12 protein-coding genes and 1 tRNA gene are annotated in these 15,172 nt (G+C 63.0%); 6 read left to right on the plus strand and 7 right to left on the minus strand.

Annotated features, from left to right (window positions below; all coding sequences use genetic code 11):
* The first annotated feature begins 33 nt into the window (after positions 1-33).
* The gene (locus VGR99_RS08370) at positions 34-1,473 is read left to right on the plus strand and encodes a DUF4403 family protein (protein WP_326897868.1); all 1,440 of its coding nucleotides are present in this window, start codon (positions 34-36) and stop codon (positions 1,471-1,473) included.
* 32 nt (positions 1,474-1,505) lie between these two features.
* A complete protein-coding gene (locus tag VGR99_RS08375; protein ID WP_326897869.1) occupies positions 1,506-2,024 on the plus strand; it encodes an HXXEE domain-containing protein in 519 nt (172 codons plus the stop codon).
* Positions 2,025-2,136: 112 nt separating this feature from the next.
* Here the strand turns inward: VGR99_RS08375 and VGR99_RS08380 are convergent, their stop codons facing one another.
* Positions 2,137-2,376: a hypothetical protein gene (locus VGR99_RS08380; protein ID WP_326897870.1), complete on the minus strand. Its 240-nt coding sequence runs from the start codon at positions 2,374-2,376 to the stop codon at positions 2,137-2,139.
* Positions 2,377-2,995: 619 nt separating this feature from the next.
* Here VGR99_RS08380 and VGR99_RS08385 point away from each other — a divergent pair.
* Entirely contained in the window at positions 2,996-3,193 is a 198-nt protein-coding gene (locus tag VGR99_RS08385) for a hypothetical protein (protein ID WP_326897871.1), read from the plus strand.
* A gap of 2,112 nt (positions 3,194-5,305) precedes the next feature.
* Here the strand turns inward: VGR99_RS08385 and VGR99_RS08390 are convergent.
* A complete protein-coding gene (locus VGR99_RS08390; RefSeq protein WP_326897872.1) occupies positions 5,306-5,698 on the minus strand; it encodes a hypothetical protein in 393 nt (130 codons plus the stop codon).
* Positions 5,699-6,692: 994 nt separating this feature from the next.
* On the opposite strand from VGR99_RS08390, the gene VGR99_RS08395 reads away from it, so the two are divergent.
* Positions 6,693-7,163 (plus strand): metallophosphoesterase family protein, encoded by a 471-nt coding sequence (locus VGR99_RS08395; protein ID WP_326897873.1) that lies wholly within the window; start codon positions 6,693-6,695, stop codon positions 7,161-7,163.
* Between the two features lie 126 nt (positions 7,164-7,289).
* Here VGR99_RS08395 and VGR99_RS08400 read toward each other — a convergent pair whose 3' ends face one another.
* The 3 genes from VGR99_RS08400 to VGR99_RS08410 all read right to left on the minus strand — a co-directional run bounded on the left by VGR99_RS08400 (position 7,290) and on the right by VGR99_RS08410 (position 10,619).
* Positions 7,290-8,939, minus strand: a complete 1,650-nt coding sequence (locus VGR99_RS08400) for an amidohydrolase (RefSeq protein ID WP_326897874.1) — start codon at positions 8,937-8,939, stop codon at positions 7,290-7,292.
* A gap of 285 nt (positions 8,940-9,224) precedes the next feature.
* Positions 9,225-9,300: transfer RNA gene (locus VGR99_RS08405), tRNA-Ile, on the minus strand.
* Positions 9,301-9,644: 344 nt separating this feature from the next.
* Positions 9,645-10,619 carry a tripartite tricarboxylate transporter substrate binding protein gene (locus VGR99_RS08410; RefSeq protein WP_326897875.1) on the minus strand — a complete coding sequence of 325 codons (975 nt, stop codon included), beginning with the start codon at positions 10,617-10,619 and terminating at the stop codon, positions 9,645-9,647.
* Positions 10,620-10,726: 107 nt separating this feature from the next.
* Between VGR99_RS08410 and VGR99_RS08415 the strand changes: the two genes are divergently transcribed.
* On the plus strand, positions 10,727-11,704 hold the full coding sequence (locus VGR99_RS08415) for a TAXI family TRAP transporter solute-binding subunit (RefSeq protein WP_326897876.1): 978 nt from the start codon (positions 10,727-10,729) through the stop codon (positions 11,702-11,704).
* A gap of 19 nt (positions 11,705-11,723) precedes the next feature.
* Here VGR99_RS08415 and VGR99_RS08420 read toward each other — a convergent pair whose 3' ends face one another.
* Together VGR99_RS08420 and VGR99_RS08425 are read right to left on the minus strand one after the other, a co-directional pair.
* Positions 11,724-12,938, minus strand: a complete 1,215-nt coding sequence (locus VGR99_RS08420) for an ABC transporter substrate-binding protein (RefSeq protein ID WP_326897877.1) — start codon at positions 12,936-12,938, stop codon at positions 11,724-11,726.
* 103 nt (positions 12,939-13,041) lie between these two features.
* Positions 13,042-13,935, minus strand: coding sequence for a helix-turn-helix transcriptional regulator (locus VGR99_RS08425; RefSeq protein WP_326897878.1), 894 nt, complete (start codon positions 13,933-13,935; stop codon positions 13,042-13,044).
* Between the two features lie 381 nt (positions 13,936-14,316).
* Between VGR99_RS08425 and VGR99_RS08430 the strand changes: the two genes are divergently transcribed.
* Positions 14,317-15,150, plus strand: coding sequence for a substrate-binding domain-containing protein (locus tag VGR99_RS08430; RefSeq protein WP_326897879.1), 834 nt, complete (start codon positions 14,317-14,319; stop codon positions 15,148-15,150).
* The last annotated feature ends 22 nt before the right edge of the window (positions 15,151-15,172 follow it).

Raw genomic sequence — 15,172 nt, forward strand, 5'->3', positions numbered from 1 at the left:
TCAGACATTGCAGACGAGAATATGGAGATTCACATGAATTCCGTTTCGATCGTAAGCTTTCAGCGCAGCCAACGCGCATATCGACGCTCAAGTTTCACCACGCTTGCCGTGCTCGGACTTTTCGGCCTCTGCTCCGCGGCAAACGCAGCGGACAAGCCGCCGCTGGCGCCCGACGCCGCAGTGCCCTTCAGCACGAACTCGAAGCTTTCGGCCTCGCTCGAATTTGCGCTGCCGGCGCTTGCCGCCGATATCGAGCGGGACATCCCGCGGCGGCTTGCCAGCATCGACGAGCGCATCAGTTGCGTGCATCGCCGCGTGCTGTTCTGGAAGGTCAATGCCAATTGCGATGTGTGGGGCTATGTCGAGCGATCCGGTCCGGTGTCGCTGTATGGCCGCGGCGACCGCGTCTATGGCTCGGTGCGGATCGACGGCGCGCTGGAGGGTCAGGGGGCCAACCGTTTCACCGCGCGCATTCATGGGGAGACCGACGCCAGCGCCACCATCGAGGCCTCAGTACGTCCGCGGCTTGATCGGGACTGGTCGCTGGATCTGGATTTCAGCGACGGCTTCCGCTGGAGCGAGCCGCCGGTCCTGCAGGTGATGGGCCGCGAAATTCCGCTGGCGAAATATGCCGAGCCGAGGATCAGGTCTGAACTGGGGACGGTCAGGTCGCGCGCGCTGGCGGCGGCGCGCCGCCTCGATCTGCGCGACAAGGCGGCGACGGCCTGGCGGCATGCGTTCGAGCCGATCGAGCTGTCGGACAGTCCGGCGATCTGGCTGCAAATGGTGCCGCAAGGCGTTTCCTTTGCGGGGATGCAGGCCAATTCCCGGACGCTGCGCGGATCGATCGAACTGTCCGGAACGGCGCAAACCGTCATCGGTCAAAACCCGCCTGCGGTCACCGCGACGGACTTGCCGCCGCTCGGTGAGAGCGTCAGCGCTCCCGGCAATTTCGACGTCATCCTGCCGGTGCGGATCGGCTACGGCGTGCTCAAGGACGCCCTGATGCAGGCGGTCCAGGCGATGCCGCCCGTGGCAGGCGTCGCGGTTCGCGATGTCGAAATCTATCCGTCATCGGGCAAGCTCGTCGTCGGCTTGCGCCTTGCCGGCAGCGCCGAGACCGGCCCCGATGCCGGCAAATGGGTCTACCTCTCCGGCGCGGTCGAGGCCGATGCCGGCGGCCGCATGATCCGGCTGTCCAGCCTCGATGTCATCACCAACGACGAAGGCCTGTCGGCGCAGGTCAATCCCATCGCGGCCCAGCTCGCATCGAAGTTCAATGTCGATTACGGCGTCGCCTACGACAATCTGCTCAGCGCAGCCAACGCCAAGCTCAACAGGCCGCTCAAGGACGGCTTCCGCATGGAGGGTAACCTCGCATCCGCCAGACTAGAGGGTGTATCGCTGCCTGCCGACGGCGTGGTGATCGCGGTCCGTGCCAGCGGCGAGCTGAAGATCCTGTACGGCATGTGACGTGAGCAGATGCGCGAACAGCGGAGACGACCATGAGTTTGCAAACCCTGGCCTGGCTTTCGATGGCCGCCTACGCGCTCCATATCATGGAGGAATACACCTTCGACTGGCGAAACTGGGCGCGCGCGATCATCAAACTGCCGGTCGAGTGGAGCGATTTCTACGTGACCAACGCCATCGTCATCGCCTTAGGGATCGCCCAGGCGGAACTGGCTCCGGCTTTGCCCTTCGCGCCGTTGGCGTTCGCGTCTCTCATGCTGATCAACGCCGTGTTCTTCCATATCCTCCCGGTTTTGCGGACGCGGGGACGGTTCTCGCCGGGGCTCGTCTCCGCCGTGCTCCTGTTTTTCCCGGCAGGATTGGCCGTGTGGTGGCGTGCCGGACAGGACGCGGCTTTGACCTGGACCATAGCCTCATCGGCCGTCGCCGCCGGTGCCTTGCTGATGGCCTATCCCATCATCATGCTGAACCTGCGAGGCCTGCCGTATTTCCGGCAGACTGACGGTCATTCGGCGGAAGCACTGCCCGGCGTAAGCATCGCCGCCCGGTGAATGCCGGCGCGCGCCGGCACCGCCTCAAGATCGGGATGGTGGTTACATGCCTCTGGAATGCGCCGGCAAGGTAGGCTGCAAGGCAGCAGGCGCGTTGATGAACCCGGCCGGTTCAGTTGTAAGGACGCTGCCGAACACCCGGGCTGGACGGCGTCCCTGTCGGCTGGATCGGTTCACCGGCCGCACGGTCCAGCGGCGGGTGGGGCCTGGCAAGCCCCGTCGTGCCGGGAGGCGTCTCGTTGCTGGCCGTGCGCGTGTTGACGCGCTCGATCGTGACCGTGGATGCGACCACAATGGCGATGGCGAGCGCGATAGCACTCAAAACCAGGGTTGTCCGGTTCTGGTCTTCCATCGTTAGACCTCCGCGAAACGGCTCCGTAGCGGGGGATAACGCCGGGCAGACGATTTGGTTCGGCACCTGCGTCGCCGCAAGGCACTTACGGGCGAAGTCCTGGCGCCGAGCGCGGTCAAGGATTCGATGAAAACGCGGTCCAGGATCCGCTTCAGGGGCCATGACAGCCATCAGCTCAAGGGCGTGTCTGAGCGTGGCGCTGTACTGGGTGGAGGGGTGAGGGGGCTTTTGGGCTCAGCACACCGCAAGTGCAGGACCGATTTGTCGTTCAACCTGCCGTAGCTGCATCACGCCGACGCTTTTGGATAAACTCGCCGAAGCGTGGCGGCCCGCTCATCCGGCGTGTACTGCACGGGGGCTGTCTCGGCTCGCCGCTTCCGATGGTGAATGTGTCGCTTGATCTACATCAACTGGGAGAAGCTATCTCAGGACGAGGTTGCCATTCGGAAGTTTGGCAAAAGCGGCATAGCGCACGAAACAATCTCGAGCCTTCGTGCTCTCGGAGCCATGCTGCGCTGCGGAGCATTGCCGTCGTAGCGAAGCGCCCTCCGGGGCAAGTGCGTTCTCGACAGAAGACGAACAAACGGCGCATGCCGCCCGAGATCCGAGAAGGCCTGCCATGCTCGAAGGTCTGATCTATCTAATCATCAACATCGTTGTGGTCGGTCTCGTGATCTGGCTATTGCGCTTCTTGATCGAGTTGAACCCCCTTGGCGGGCCGATGCGACGAGTCGCAAACGTCGCGGTGGTGGTGATGGGTGTACTGATAATCGTAATGTTGCTCATGAACTTCGTGGGCAAGCATCTCATGGCCTGACGCTCGCACAGCCACAGGCTCTGCAGGTTTGATACACTGCCTCAGTGGCTTTTCCCGTGGAAAGATTGGGCACGCCGTTTGCGCGTCTGGTCGGCACAAGCTGCTTTGGCGGGGTCTCGTTCCTGATCGTCAGCCAGCCAGGACTGAATGCAGGACGCAGGGATGAGTTGCTTGGGTGAATACGGATTGAGCGTGCCAGCCAAGAGCACCACGCCATCTTCAAGCTTTGCGCGAGCGAACGCCTTGGCGTCTGCCTCTGTCGCGAACGTTCTCGTTTCATGAGGACTTCGCGGTTTCGGGCGCACGCCATGTCTGCGAACTTCAAAGGTCACGTACCAGATTGCCATCATCCGTCAGGTCTGTTCGCTGCTTTGATGAATGGAAACAACGTCGCCCGCACGCCGATCGTCCTTGGGCGGATGCAAATTGCTCTTTATCCAACCCTTGACGATCGGGGCCGTAAGCGGATCAAGAGAACACTGATTCCTCGTACGAGGCCGGCTCGCTGTGAGCCACGCGCGCACACTGATGCGCGAACGCTCGCCCCGCAGGGAACACAATTGTCGCCATCCCCTGATAAGCATGATTGGCCTGTCCTGCTTTGGAGCGCGCCGAATCTACCTGCGGATGGGCACTTCCTCGAGAGATCGATGATAAGATTGGAGCTTGAATTGCTCTTCGCGCTATTGTCCGAAGGGGAAGCTGCGGCAGCAGGTGACGCCTGCGTAGCTTCGCGAGAGTTAGCTCTCCCGACGCGACGCAGACGCAGCGAACTACGTCTTCTGGCGCTTGGACTGCGTAAGGCCGATCAGATGCCCGCGTGATGGTGCTTCACTGGTACTGCGCGCAGACGCCTGCATTCCAGCGCACGCACCTGCGGACGTCCCGGCGGGTTTGGCGGATTGTGGTTCTGGCTACGCACACACCATTAACCATTGTCCTACCCGGCCCGCAGCCGGCAGCGACTTGCGTGATGAGGTCGTCCGGCTGAATCGGCGCGCGTGGCATGGCCTGCGTCGATGTCGCGATGGCTAGCGTAAAGCCGGCAACAACAAATAGCCTGATCATCGTCACTCTCCTTTTGAAATCACGCAACGCAAAGTTGGTGCCCTTCGGGGGCAACAATCAGTCCGCATGCAGAACAAGAAAAGAATTTGATCTGGAGGCGGCCGTTCGGACCGCCTCCTCGTCGCTGCGAGTGTCCTTGCTGGCCGACGTACATGATCCCGCCGCTACGCGTGATCGGTGTGCCGGGCGTGCAATCATGCCGCTGCTTTGCGCGACAGATCAGGCGACCATAACGTCGCTGCAGTAGTGCCGATCCGCCGAAGTCGATGCTCGCGTCACCGGCCTTCGCCTGTGTTTTACGGGCAGCGGAACGGCAAGCCGTTGGCACCTGTGACCAAAGTCCCCGATGTGCAGGCCATGCCGGCGGGAGTTATGTACCAGCCACTGCTGTCGCTGGCCGTGGACTCAGGATAGTAGGCATTAGCCCCCAAGGCTCCGCCATAGTTGGAAGGCCCACCTCTGTAGGGACTCACGCCCGTAACTCCATAGTTGCCGGCGCCTGAGTAGTACGGGCCGCTTCCCCATCCCCAGTTGGGGGATGTGGCCGCCACGGCAGCAGCCGTGCCCACGGCGGCAGCGCCGACGACCCCGGCTCCATACCCGTACGCACCGCGCCGCTCTTGCCGGCGGGCAACACCTGCAACGCTCATTGGGGTCAGTGGTCGACCGACCCGCGCTTGGGCACTCTCCACTGACAAGGAGACGCCGCGTTGTTCAGACCAGTTAAGCGAGAACAGTGCCGCGCATGCGACAGTTGAGCCCGCGATTGCAAGTTTTGTCAGATGCATCTGTCTCATGAACTTGCTCCACTACTGGCTTGCCCCATGTCGAAAGGATGTGCCTCACCGCCGGGTGGGCATTGCGCTAGATCAAAGTTAGACGAGGTGGCTTGCGAGTTCGGATGAGGCAGAGACCTTGACGCAACCCACGAGCTTTCTTCGGTGGTGCGGGTCGAACCAGCCGAACCCGTGAAGCGAGAACGGACAGGTGCTTTCAAGTTAAAAGAGGCGGCGACCACGCCGCCTCTCGTCGCGGTCCGCGTGCTTACTGGCAGACGTACATGATTCCGTCACCGCCCTTGATCAGTGTGCCGGGCGTGCAACCAATGCCGTTGAGCTTCGCGTAGCTAGCCCAACCGTCGTAGCAGGTATAGGAAGCGGCCCCGAAGACTCCAGTGCCGTACCCGTATCCGGTTCTGCCGCCGACCCCACACCAGGGGCCGCCAGCGTAGTAAGCCCGCACTGCGTACCAGGGGAGACCAGTCTGATCGGGTATGTAGTGATTGTAGGGATACGGGCTGACATAGAGCCGCCTCGCTTGGGCGCTCTCAACTGAGAGCGAAATCCCGCGCTTTTCAGACCAGTCAATCGTGAACAGTGCTGCAAAAGCGACAATCGACGTTGCAATTGCAAAATTCCTGAAGGTCATTTGCTTCATCGTTTTGCTCCTATGATGTCGTCCCCCCTTTGCATGAGGACGCTCGTCGGCTGATGCCGATGTTGACAAGGATCAAGGAGCTTGACCTAGCTCGTGACTCCAAGCTTGTGACTCGAGGATTTGTGCACGCAACCGTGCGCAAGGGTGGCAACGGAAAGGTGTCGATGTGTCGGGCTCTCGGGTGTGGTGCCCAGTGCTACGATGTTATCGGAAGTGGCAAAGATCCTGAAAAGGCAATCAGGTGGCGATGTCGGCTCGTTGCAGGGCCGGCCCGGATCATCTTTTGACCAGATCGGGATCTGTCTTACGCCTCGGCGATAGAAGGGCGCACAGCGCCTGCCTCCCGTCAGCCCTTCTCTGTTGCCCCGCACGACGTGGACACATCCGGCTCGGTTCCGACTGAATTCTTATTCACGTTCGATGCGAAGATTGGTGACTTGGGAATATGCGCGGGACAACGCACGTCTAAGGGTGGTGGATCGGATCTCCTGCCTCGCGGGAGAACACCCAATCGAAAGGAATGCCACGATGACACCATTCAGAAATCCCATCCGGTCAGCCCTGTCCAAAACCTTGTTGGCCGGACTCGTCGTCACCGCAATCTTCAGCACGCCGCTCCAGGCGCGCGAGCACAGCGCGAGCGATCGACATGCCGAGCAGAGCGTGCGGTCCGGCATCCCCAGCATCGAGGACGATCGGTCGATCGCGGCGCCGGCCCATCACGCATTTGCGCCGGCGCCCTCGGAGCAGCCGGGCGGAGTTTGCGACCACGGGGATGACCCGATGATATGCTGACGGCGGACGGCGCGGTGCGTATTGCGGTTGCAAACGCACTCAATTCGTGGGTCTTTGGATCCCTGAAGATGGCCGAGCCGTTGAATGCACTGCCACCGTCATATTCGAAGGTCGTCGCTCTTCGATCCTCGTCACCAACCAGGATGAGGAAGAGAGCGACCGGTCCCGCCGGATATCCTGCACCGAAACGCGATCCAGGATGACGCTCAAGATCGGGGTGATTTCGGACACGCATGGGCTGTTGAGGCCGGAGGCGGAGCACTGCCTCGCCGGCGTGTCCCACATCATCCACGCCGGTGATATCGGCACTCCGGAGATCGTCGACCGTCTTGACCGGATCGCGCCTGTGACCGCCGTCGGAGGGAACGTCGACACGGGCGACTGGGCGAGGCGCTTCCCCGACACCGCAACCTTGTGCCTCGGCGGCCGCCGCTTCTACGTCTTGCACGATCTCAAGCAACTCACGATCAACCCGAAGGAGCTTGGGATCGATGTCGTGATATCGGGCCACTCTCATCGCGTCGCGATCGAGACCATCGATGGCGTGCTCTACCTGAACCCGGGAAGTGCGGGGCGCAGGCGCTTCAAGCTGCCGATCACGCTGGCAACGCTCGATGTGGATCGGATTGGCGCGCTCCAACCTGTCATTCATGATCTCGGCAACGTGTGACAGCCGCACGCAGGCCGCCTGCGGTGCAAGCGTCACCAACGCGAATGGAAAGGCCCTTGATTGGTGGGCTCGGCAGGACTCGAACCTGACCAGATCGTTGTGAGCGGCACGGCGGGCCTCCAGCTCCTATTTTGCGTTTGCGAAGACATCTGCTGCGTAAACGACCTTGCCGCCCACGACCGTCAACAGAGACGCCGTGGCGCCAATTTGCTCGACGGGGACGGACATGAAATCCCGATCGAGAATCGCGAAGTCGGCGAGCTTGCCGTTTTCAAGCGTGCCGCGCCGCGTCTCGTCGAAGCAGAACCAGGCGCTTCCCACGGTATACAGTCGCAAGGCATCTTCGCGGCTGGGCGTTTCGTCCGGCCCGCGCGTCGATAGTCCGCCGACGGTCTTGCCGTCGACCATCCATTGCAGCGCAACGAACGGATTGTAGGATGCGACCCGATGCGCATCCGTGCCGGCCCCGACATGGACGCCCGTGCGCAACGCCGTGACGATGGGCGGCATGCTGCGCGCGGCTTCGCCCGTCTGCGCCACGATACGGTCGCCTCCGAGGTACATGGCGTCCTGCATGGTCCAGCCGACACCAAGGGCCTTCATCCGCGCCAGCGTCTCGGGTGAGGCGTTGTCGAGATGGGCGATGGACCAGCGCAGCGGCGCGATTGGCGTCTCCCTGTTGACCTCTTCATAAAGGTCCAGGAGGTGGTGGACGGATTTGTCTTCCTGCCAGTGGATGGTGACTGTCAACCCTTGTTTGGCCGCCCAGCGAACGATCTCGAGGAACTTGTCCTTGGCGGCCGCGTCGGGCGCATTGTTGTTGTACATGGCGCCGGTGATCCGCTCGCCGATTCCGTTGAATCGCAGCATGTCGTCGCCGAATCCCATCGGCAGGAATGGCGTGAGGTTCTTGTACTCCTCAAATTCCGTGCCGACATTCTGGGCGAACAGGCTGTAGGCGACCCGCACCGACAGTGATTTTTCACGCCAGAGCTTTTGCAAGGCGGCGTAGTGGCTGGGATAAATGCTGAATCCGCCGGGATCCACGATCCCGGTAATTCCGAGACGATTGAGCTCCGTGAAGAACTGCCGGGTCCCGGCGACATTGTCTTCGAAATTCGGCCTCGGCAGGCGATCGAACAGCGCGGAGATGCTGACAATAGAGCCATTGAACCAGCCCGTGGTATCGCCCGATGCGGCGCGTTCGGCCGTGATACCGGCCGGCAACTGATCCGCGGAAATCCCGAGCGCTTGCTGCGCTTTCGGCGTCATCAGCACCGCCGAATAGAAGAGCTGGATGTAAGCCGGATTGTCAGGAACTGCCGACATCACCTCGGCCAGGGTTGGCCGCCGCTTCTCCGTAAATTGCAACTCGCTCCAGCCACCGGCCACGATAATCCAGGACCCCGGCCGCGCTTTTGCCGCCTGGCGCAAACGTTCCATTGCCTCGCCGATGGTCTTTGCGCCGATCCAGTTGACCTCGGTTGCGTAGGTGAGTCCGGCGCGCACGGCGTGAATATGGGAATCGATCAATCCCGGAATGATCGTACGTCCGCTTGCGTCGACGCGGCGCGTCGCAGGCCCGATCAGGTCTTCCATGGCATCGTTGCCGCCAACTGCAACGATCCTGCCTTCGCGGACTGCGAGAGCCTGCGCGATCGTCGATGCGGGATCCAGCGTCACGATTTTTGCGTTGGTGACAATGAGGTCGGCCTTTTGTGCGTAAGCCAAAGTGGCCCAGCACGAGATCGCCAAAATCACCGGAAGCTTGCGCATGTTCAGTCCCGAAATGAGAGGCAGGAGTGAGAGAGGCAGGAGCGGCGCCACGCATCCGCCGCTGGATGCACTCGCGGACGTCGCGTGTCGCAAGGGGAGTGTCGTGGTCTTGATCATGTCTCCAATAAGATCAGCCAGTCCACCGCAAAATCAGGTCATGGCCCTGGTCATTGATTTTACAGCCCGCCTATGCCCGTTGGGCTTCGGCGCGGCAGCCTTCGCTCGCTTCGCTTTTGACGTGTGGCGCTGGCTTGCCAAGCCGAAGCTCGCGAAGCGAGCGAAGGCTGGTGGGCCCGGCAGGACTCGAACCTGCAACCAGACCGTTATGAGCGGCCGGCTCTAACCATTGAGCTACAGGCCCCGCCGCGAGACGGCCGCTTTGAGTGCGGCCGGCAACGGTGCGCGGTTCGTTTACAGGGATGGCGGCGGAGGTGCAATGCTGACTCGGGCGGGACGGAGCGCCGGCGCAGCATCGCGGTTGATTTTTGAATACCCGAAATTTGCGATGATGGCCTTATAGTCCTGTTTTGCCCGACGAGTCAAATCAGCCTGCCCGGGACTCGCTATGTGACCTCTGTAACCCCTTGTAATTGCTGGCCTGGTCTACTGTGCATGGGGTTGTTTTTCGGCTTTTTGGTTGGAGGGGACCGCCGGGCTCCCTCCAACGCCTTGTCGACGAGCTGCAAGCTCGTTGTCAGCCGCCGCCTAGTCCACCGAGACCCCGGCGAATTCGACGACCTTCTTCCACTTCTCGGTCTCATCAGTGACGAGCTTGCCGAACTCGGCGGGTGTCATCGGCTTCGGGATGCCGCCGTTCTCGGTCAGCCGCGCGATCACCTTCGGGTCCTTCAGCGCGTCGCCGACGGCCTTGTTGAGGGTCTCGACGATCTCGGGCGGCGTGCCCTTCGGCGCGGAGATGCCGTAGAAGCCGACCGATTCGAAGCCCGGCACCGTCTCGGCGATGGCGGGCACGTCGGGCACGCTCGGCCAGCGCTGCGGCGAGGTCACGCCCAGCGCGCGGACAGTGCCGCCGCGCGACTGCTCGAGCGCGGAGGGGAGGTTGTCGAAGATCAGCTGCACCTTGTTGGAGATGATGTCGGGGAAGGCGATCGCCGATCCCCGATAGGGCACGTGGATCATGTCGCACTTGGTCATCGCCTTGAACAGCTCCGCCGACATGTGCACCGAGGTGCCGTTGCCGGACGAGGCAAAGGAGATCTTGCCGGGGTTCGCCTTGCAATAGTCGATGAACTCCTGAACCGTCTTCGCGGGAAACGCATTGGAGACGACCAGCATGTTGGTGAGCTGCATGATGCTGGCGACCGGTACGGTGTCGCGCAAGAAGTCGAACGGCAGCTTCTTGTACAGCGAGGTCGAGATCGCGTTGTTGGGCGCCACGAACAAGAGCGTATAGCCGTCCGGGGCCGCGTTGATCGCAGCCGCAGCCGCGATGTTGCCGCCGGAGCCGGCGCGGTTCTCGACGATGAATTGCTGTCCGAGGCGATCCGACAGCGCCTGCGCCATGATCCGCGCCACGATGTCGACCGGGCCGCCGGCGGCGAAGCCGATCATCCAGTGCACGGGACGGTCGGGATAGCCGGCGGAGGCGGGAGGGGAGGCACTGAAAAGACCCAAAAGCAAAACCAGCCCGAAAACACCGTTACGCAAAATTCGCAACATGAAGCCTCCCATTGTTCTATTGTCGTTGGGCTGCATGCTTTCACAAAAACGGGCCGCTGCCTACATCGTCGCAAGTCGGTGTTGACGCAGGCCTGCCGGGACCATTCATGAGATTCGCAATCACTCTTTTCTTCAGTGCGGCGCTGCTCGCAAATCCACTCGCAAGCCCCGCCGCTGCTCAAACCGGAGGCAAGGCCATTCCGACTACGACACTCAGCTTAGGGACTGCGACGCCCGGCGGCGGCTTCCCGCTCTATGGCAACGCCTTTGCCGAGGTGATGAACGCGGCCGATCCGCAAGCCACCATCGTTCCGCGCAACACCAAGGGCAGCAATGAGAACATTCCGCTGCTGGAGAAGGGCGAGCTCGATCTCGCTTTGGTCGCGGGCGAGCCAGCCTATGAGGCCTTTGCCGGCATCGGCCGCGCGCCGGTGCGGCTGAAGATCCTCACGGCGATCTACTCCAACCCCGGCATGTTCGTGGTGCGGGCGGACAGTCCCTACAAGACCATCCGCGATCTCGTGGGACAGCCGGTCGCGTTCGGCGCAAAGGGATCGGGCCTGCCGATCCTGGCGCGCTACGTGCTCGATGGCCTCGGCCTGAAGCAGGACGAAGACTTCAAGGCGATCTATCTCGACCGCGCCGGCGATGGTCCCGCGATGGTCGCGGACGGCCGCGCCGCCGCGCTGTGGGGCGCCGGCATCGGCTGGCCGGGCTTTGCCGCGGTGGCCTCCAGCGCCTCAGGCGCGCGCTTCATTGCGCCCACCGCCGAGGAGATCACGCGCATCCGCGCCAAGCATGCGTTCCTCAAGCCGCTGCTCGTGCCGGCCGGCAGCTACCCGAAGCAGGCCGAGCCGATCGCCTCGCTCGGCTCCTGGAGCTTTGTCCTGACGCGCGAGGATCTGCCCGACGATGTCGCCTATCGCCTCGCCAGGACGCTGCACGGCGTCGAAGCGACCTTCTGCAAGCAGCTCGCGCAGGCCTGCGAGACCACGGCGTCGAACACGGTGGCGGCCGCGCCGAAGCCGGAGCTCATTCATCCGGGCGTGATGAAGTACCTTCGCGAGATCGGGGTGGTGAAGTGACGGTCGCTTTAGGCGATCGTCACTTCTTCACCATCGCGCACGCCGGGTCCGGCGGCCCAAACGCCTTCTCGCCCGAGATGGTCGTGAGGATCTTGTAATAGTCCCACGGGTACTTGCTCTCCTCCGGCGTCTTCACCTGCACCAGCCAGAGGTCGTGCACCATCAGATTGTCCTCGCGCAGTTTGCCGTTGCGCGCGAAGAAATCCTCGACCGGCTTCTCGCGCATCTTCGCGGCCACCTTGAGCGGATCGTCGGTGCCGGCGTCCTTGATGGCGTTGAGATAGTGGATCACGCTGGAGTAGACGCCGGCCTGCCACATCGACGGCATCTTGTTCATCTTGGCGAAATAGCGCTTCGACCATTCGCGCGTCTTGTCGTCCATGTCCCAGTAGAACGACGTCGTCAGCAACAGGCCTTGCGCGGCCTGCAGGCCGAGGCCGTGGATGTCGGTGATCAGCGCGAGCAGCGCCGCCATCTGCTGGCCGCCCTTGAACACGCCGAACTCCGAGCCGGTCTTGATCTCGTTCATGTTGTTGGGGGGACCAGCCGCAATGCCGATGATCTTGGCCTTGGAGGCCTGCGCCTGCAGCACGAAGGAGGAGAGGTCCGGCGTTGCTAAGGGCGGCTTCACCGAGCCCAGCACCTTGCCGCCGTTGGCGGTGATGACGCTGGACGCATCGCGCTCCAGCGAATGGCCGAAGGCGTAATCGTCGGTGATGAAGAACCAGCTGTCGCCGCCGCGCTTGACCACGGCATCCGCGGTGCCGACCGCGAGCGCGCGGGTGTCGAACACCCACTGCATCGCGTAAGGCGAGCAGAACTTGCCGTGGAAATCCGCCGTGCCGGTGGAATGGGTGATGAACAGCCGCTTCTTTTCGTTGGCGATGTTCTGCACCGCGAGGCCAACGGCGGAGACCGGCACGTCGACGATCAGGTCCACCTGGTCCACGTCGTACCAGCGCCGCGCGATCGCGCCGCCGACATCTGCCTTCAATTGGTGGTCGCCGATCACGATGCTGATCGGCTTGCCGAGCACGGTGCCGCCGAAATCGTCGATCGCCATCTGCGCCGCCGTCACGGAGCCCTGGCCGGTCGGCGCGGAGGCCGGGCCGTTCATGTCGGTGAGCACGCCGATCTTGACGATGTTGTCGGACACCTGTGCCGACGCCGCATCCGGCAGCAGCGCCGCCATCAAGGCGGCCGCGACCGGCAGTCCAAATCTCGCTGGATTCACGCTTGTCCTCCCCTGATCCGGCTCGTTGGCCGGTGTTGCCTGTCCCGGGTACGGCCCGGCTGAATTGGTTTCTTTTGCAACTATTAGGGGGCGGGCGTCAATGTCAGGCTGCGAAGCGGATCTGCCCGGCGGGGGAGGGATCGTATCCGGTCAGTTCCTCGGCGCGCTGGCGCAGCCGCCTTTCATTGAGGAACCGGATCAGCGCCTGCATCGGCGGGCGGAAGTAGGTGCGCTGCCGCATCGCAAGGTCAAAATTCTCCCAGACCAGCGGCACGAAATCGAGCCCAGCCGAGCGCGCCGCCGCGCGCGTGGCGACGCCGCAATCGGCTTGTCCGGCGCGCACCATTTCGGCGAGATCCGGTCCGGTGAGCGCGGGCGTCTCGATCCGCCGCAAATCGCGCGTCGACGCGCCGGCGCGCGTCAACAGCACGTCGAGCAGCATCTGCGCGCCCGTGCCCTGCTGCCGCATCGCCATCCTGACGCCGAGCGCGAGCACGTCGGACAGGCCGCGCAGCCGTTTCGGATTGCCCGGCGGCAGCACCAGGCCCTGCTCGCGGCGCGTGAACGCGACCAGCACCGCATCATGCAGGTCCGGAGCGTCGCGCAGCGCCGTCGCGCTGGCGTCGGCGGCAAGATTGCCCTCGGCATCCAGGCTGTGGAAGTGCACCGCCGCGGCCATCACCTCGTCGCGCTGCAGGCGCTCGAGCCCGCGCGCGCTGCCTTCGCTCATAGAGCCAAGGCCGGAGCCGGATTCGCGCAGGCTCCAATCGAGCAGCTCGTCCTGGCTGCCGCCAACGACTGGCGGCGGCTCCGCCGTCAGCATGCCGGCCGGACGCGCCATGCCCGACAGCACCCAGAGATCGAGCTCGTGGCGCGGGAAAAGCCATTTGCCGGTCACCTTGGTGCAGGGGATCGCGCCGTTGGTGACGAGTTCGTAGAGTTTGCGTTCGCCAAGTCGGAGGTAGTCAGCAGCTTCACTGGTCGTCAGGAATTCCATCCTGCATTCCTATGCAAATTCTTGCTTCTTTTTGAACGTTCATCGCAGGTGGAATTCTGCAGTTCAATTTCGGTCCGCGCGAACCATGCCCGATCATCTCGCTGCTTTGCAACACATGCTGACCAGCGATTTCGCATTGGGTTTACAATCTGCAGCGCTCGAATGGTGCGAGCCTTGCGATGCGCGTCGAAGCGTTGCCGAACTTTCCCGAGTGCCTGGACATTTGCGCAACGCGCGGGCGCTCGGCGAGATCTGCCGCTGGTAGTGGCGTCGCTGCCACTCAATCCTTTGTTGTTCCCGCCGGCCGCCGATCGGCGTCGCGCGTCATCAGTGCGGCGCAATCGGTCATCATGATTGCGTCATATCGATGGGAACCCGCTCATGGCCGTCCGGCGCCTTTTTGCTCTATCTGCGCTTCTTTGCGGTCTCGCCGCGGGCGTTGCGGCGTCATTCGCGCAGGACCGTACGATCGTGCTGGCCACGACGACAGCCACGCAGGAGTCCGGCCTGCTCGATCATCTGCTGCCGATCTTCCGTGACAAGACCGGCGTCGACGTCAGGGTGATCGCGCGGCGCGCCGATGAGGTGCTCGACGGCGCGCGCAAGGGTGAAGCCGATGTCGTGCTGATTCATGCGCGGCCGCAGGAGGAGAAATTCGTCGCCGACGGTTTTGCCGTGAAGCGCTTCGACGTGATGTACAACGACTATGTCCTGGTCGGGCCGAAGAACGATCCGGCCGGCGTGAAGGGCAAGGATATCGCGACCGCGCTGAAGGCGATCGAGGCCAAGGGCGCGCCGTTCGTCACGCGCGGCGATGGTTCGGGAACCCACGCCGCGGAGCTCGCGCTCTGGATCGTCGCCGGCATCGACATCGCTGCCGCCAAGGGTGCCTGGTATCGCGAGGCCAAGCAGGGCATGGCCGCGGCGCTCGAGGCCGCGCGCACGGCGAATGCCTATGTGCTGTCGGACCGCGGCAGCTGGATCGCCTTCAAGGAGCGTGGCAACCTCGACATCATCGTCGAAGGCGACAAGCGTCTGCTCAACCAGTACGGCGTTATGCTGATGAACCCCGAGAAATTTCCGAACGTGAAGAAGGAGCTCGGGCAAAGCTTCGTCGACTGGCTGATCTCGCCGGACGGACAGGCGGCGATTGCCGGCTACAAGGTCGATGGGCAGCAGCTGTTCTTTCCGAATGCAAGCCAGTCGGGCGGCTGATCTCCGCATCGCCGGCGGTTGC

This window comes from Bradyrhizobium sp., from assembly GCF_035935975.1.
Taxonomy (GTDB): Bacteria; Pseudomonadota; Alphaproteobacteria; order Rhizobiales; family Xanthobacteraceae; genus Bradyrhizobium.

Coding starts and splice junctions, on each gene's coding strand:
- VGR99_RS08370 (WP_326897868.1), top strand. CDS start 34: ATGAATTCCGTTTCGATCGTAAGCTTTCAGCGCAGCCAACGCGCATAT.
- VGR99_RS08375 (WP_326897869.1), top strand. CDS start 1,506: ATGAGTTTGCAAACCCTGGCCTGGCTTTCGATGGCCGCCTACGCGCTC.
- VGR99_RS08380 (WP_326897870.1), bottom strand. CDS start 2,376: ATGGAAGACCAGAACCGGACAACCCTGGTTTTGAGTGCTATCGCGCTC.
- VGR99_RS08385 (WP_326897871.1), top strand. CDS start 2,996: ATGCTCGAAGGTCTGATCTATCTAATCATCAACATCGTTGTGGTCGGT.
- VGR99_RS08390 (WP_326897872.1), bottom strand. CDS start 5,698: ATGAAGCAAATGACCTTCAGGAATTTTGCAATTGCAACGTCGATTGTC.
- VGR99_RS08395 (WP_326897873.1), top strand. CDS start 6,693: ATGACGCTCAAGATCGGGGTGATTTCGGACACGCATGGGCTGTTGAGG.
- VGR99_RS08400 (WP_326897874.1), bottom strand. CDS start 8,939: ATGCGCAAGCTTCCGGTGATTTTGGCGATCTCGTGCTGGGCCACTTTG.
- VGR99_RS08410 (WP_326897875.1), bottom strand. CDS start 10,619: ATGTTGCGAATTTTGCGTAACGGTGTTTTCGGGCTGGTTTTGCTTTTG.
- VGR99_RS08415 (WP_326897876.1), top strand. CDS start 10,727: ATGAGATTCGCAATCACTCTTTTCTTCAGTGCGGCGCTGCTCGCAAAT.
- VGR99_RS08425 (WP_326897878.1), bottom strand. CDS start 13,935: ATGGAATTCCTGACGACCAGTGAAGCTGCTGACTACCTCCGACTTGGC.
- VGR99_RS08430 (WP_326897879.1), top strand. CDS start 14,317: ATGGCCGTCCGGCGCCTTTTTGCTCTATCTGCGCTTCTTTGCGGTCTC.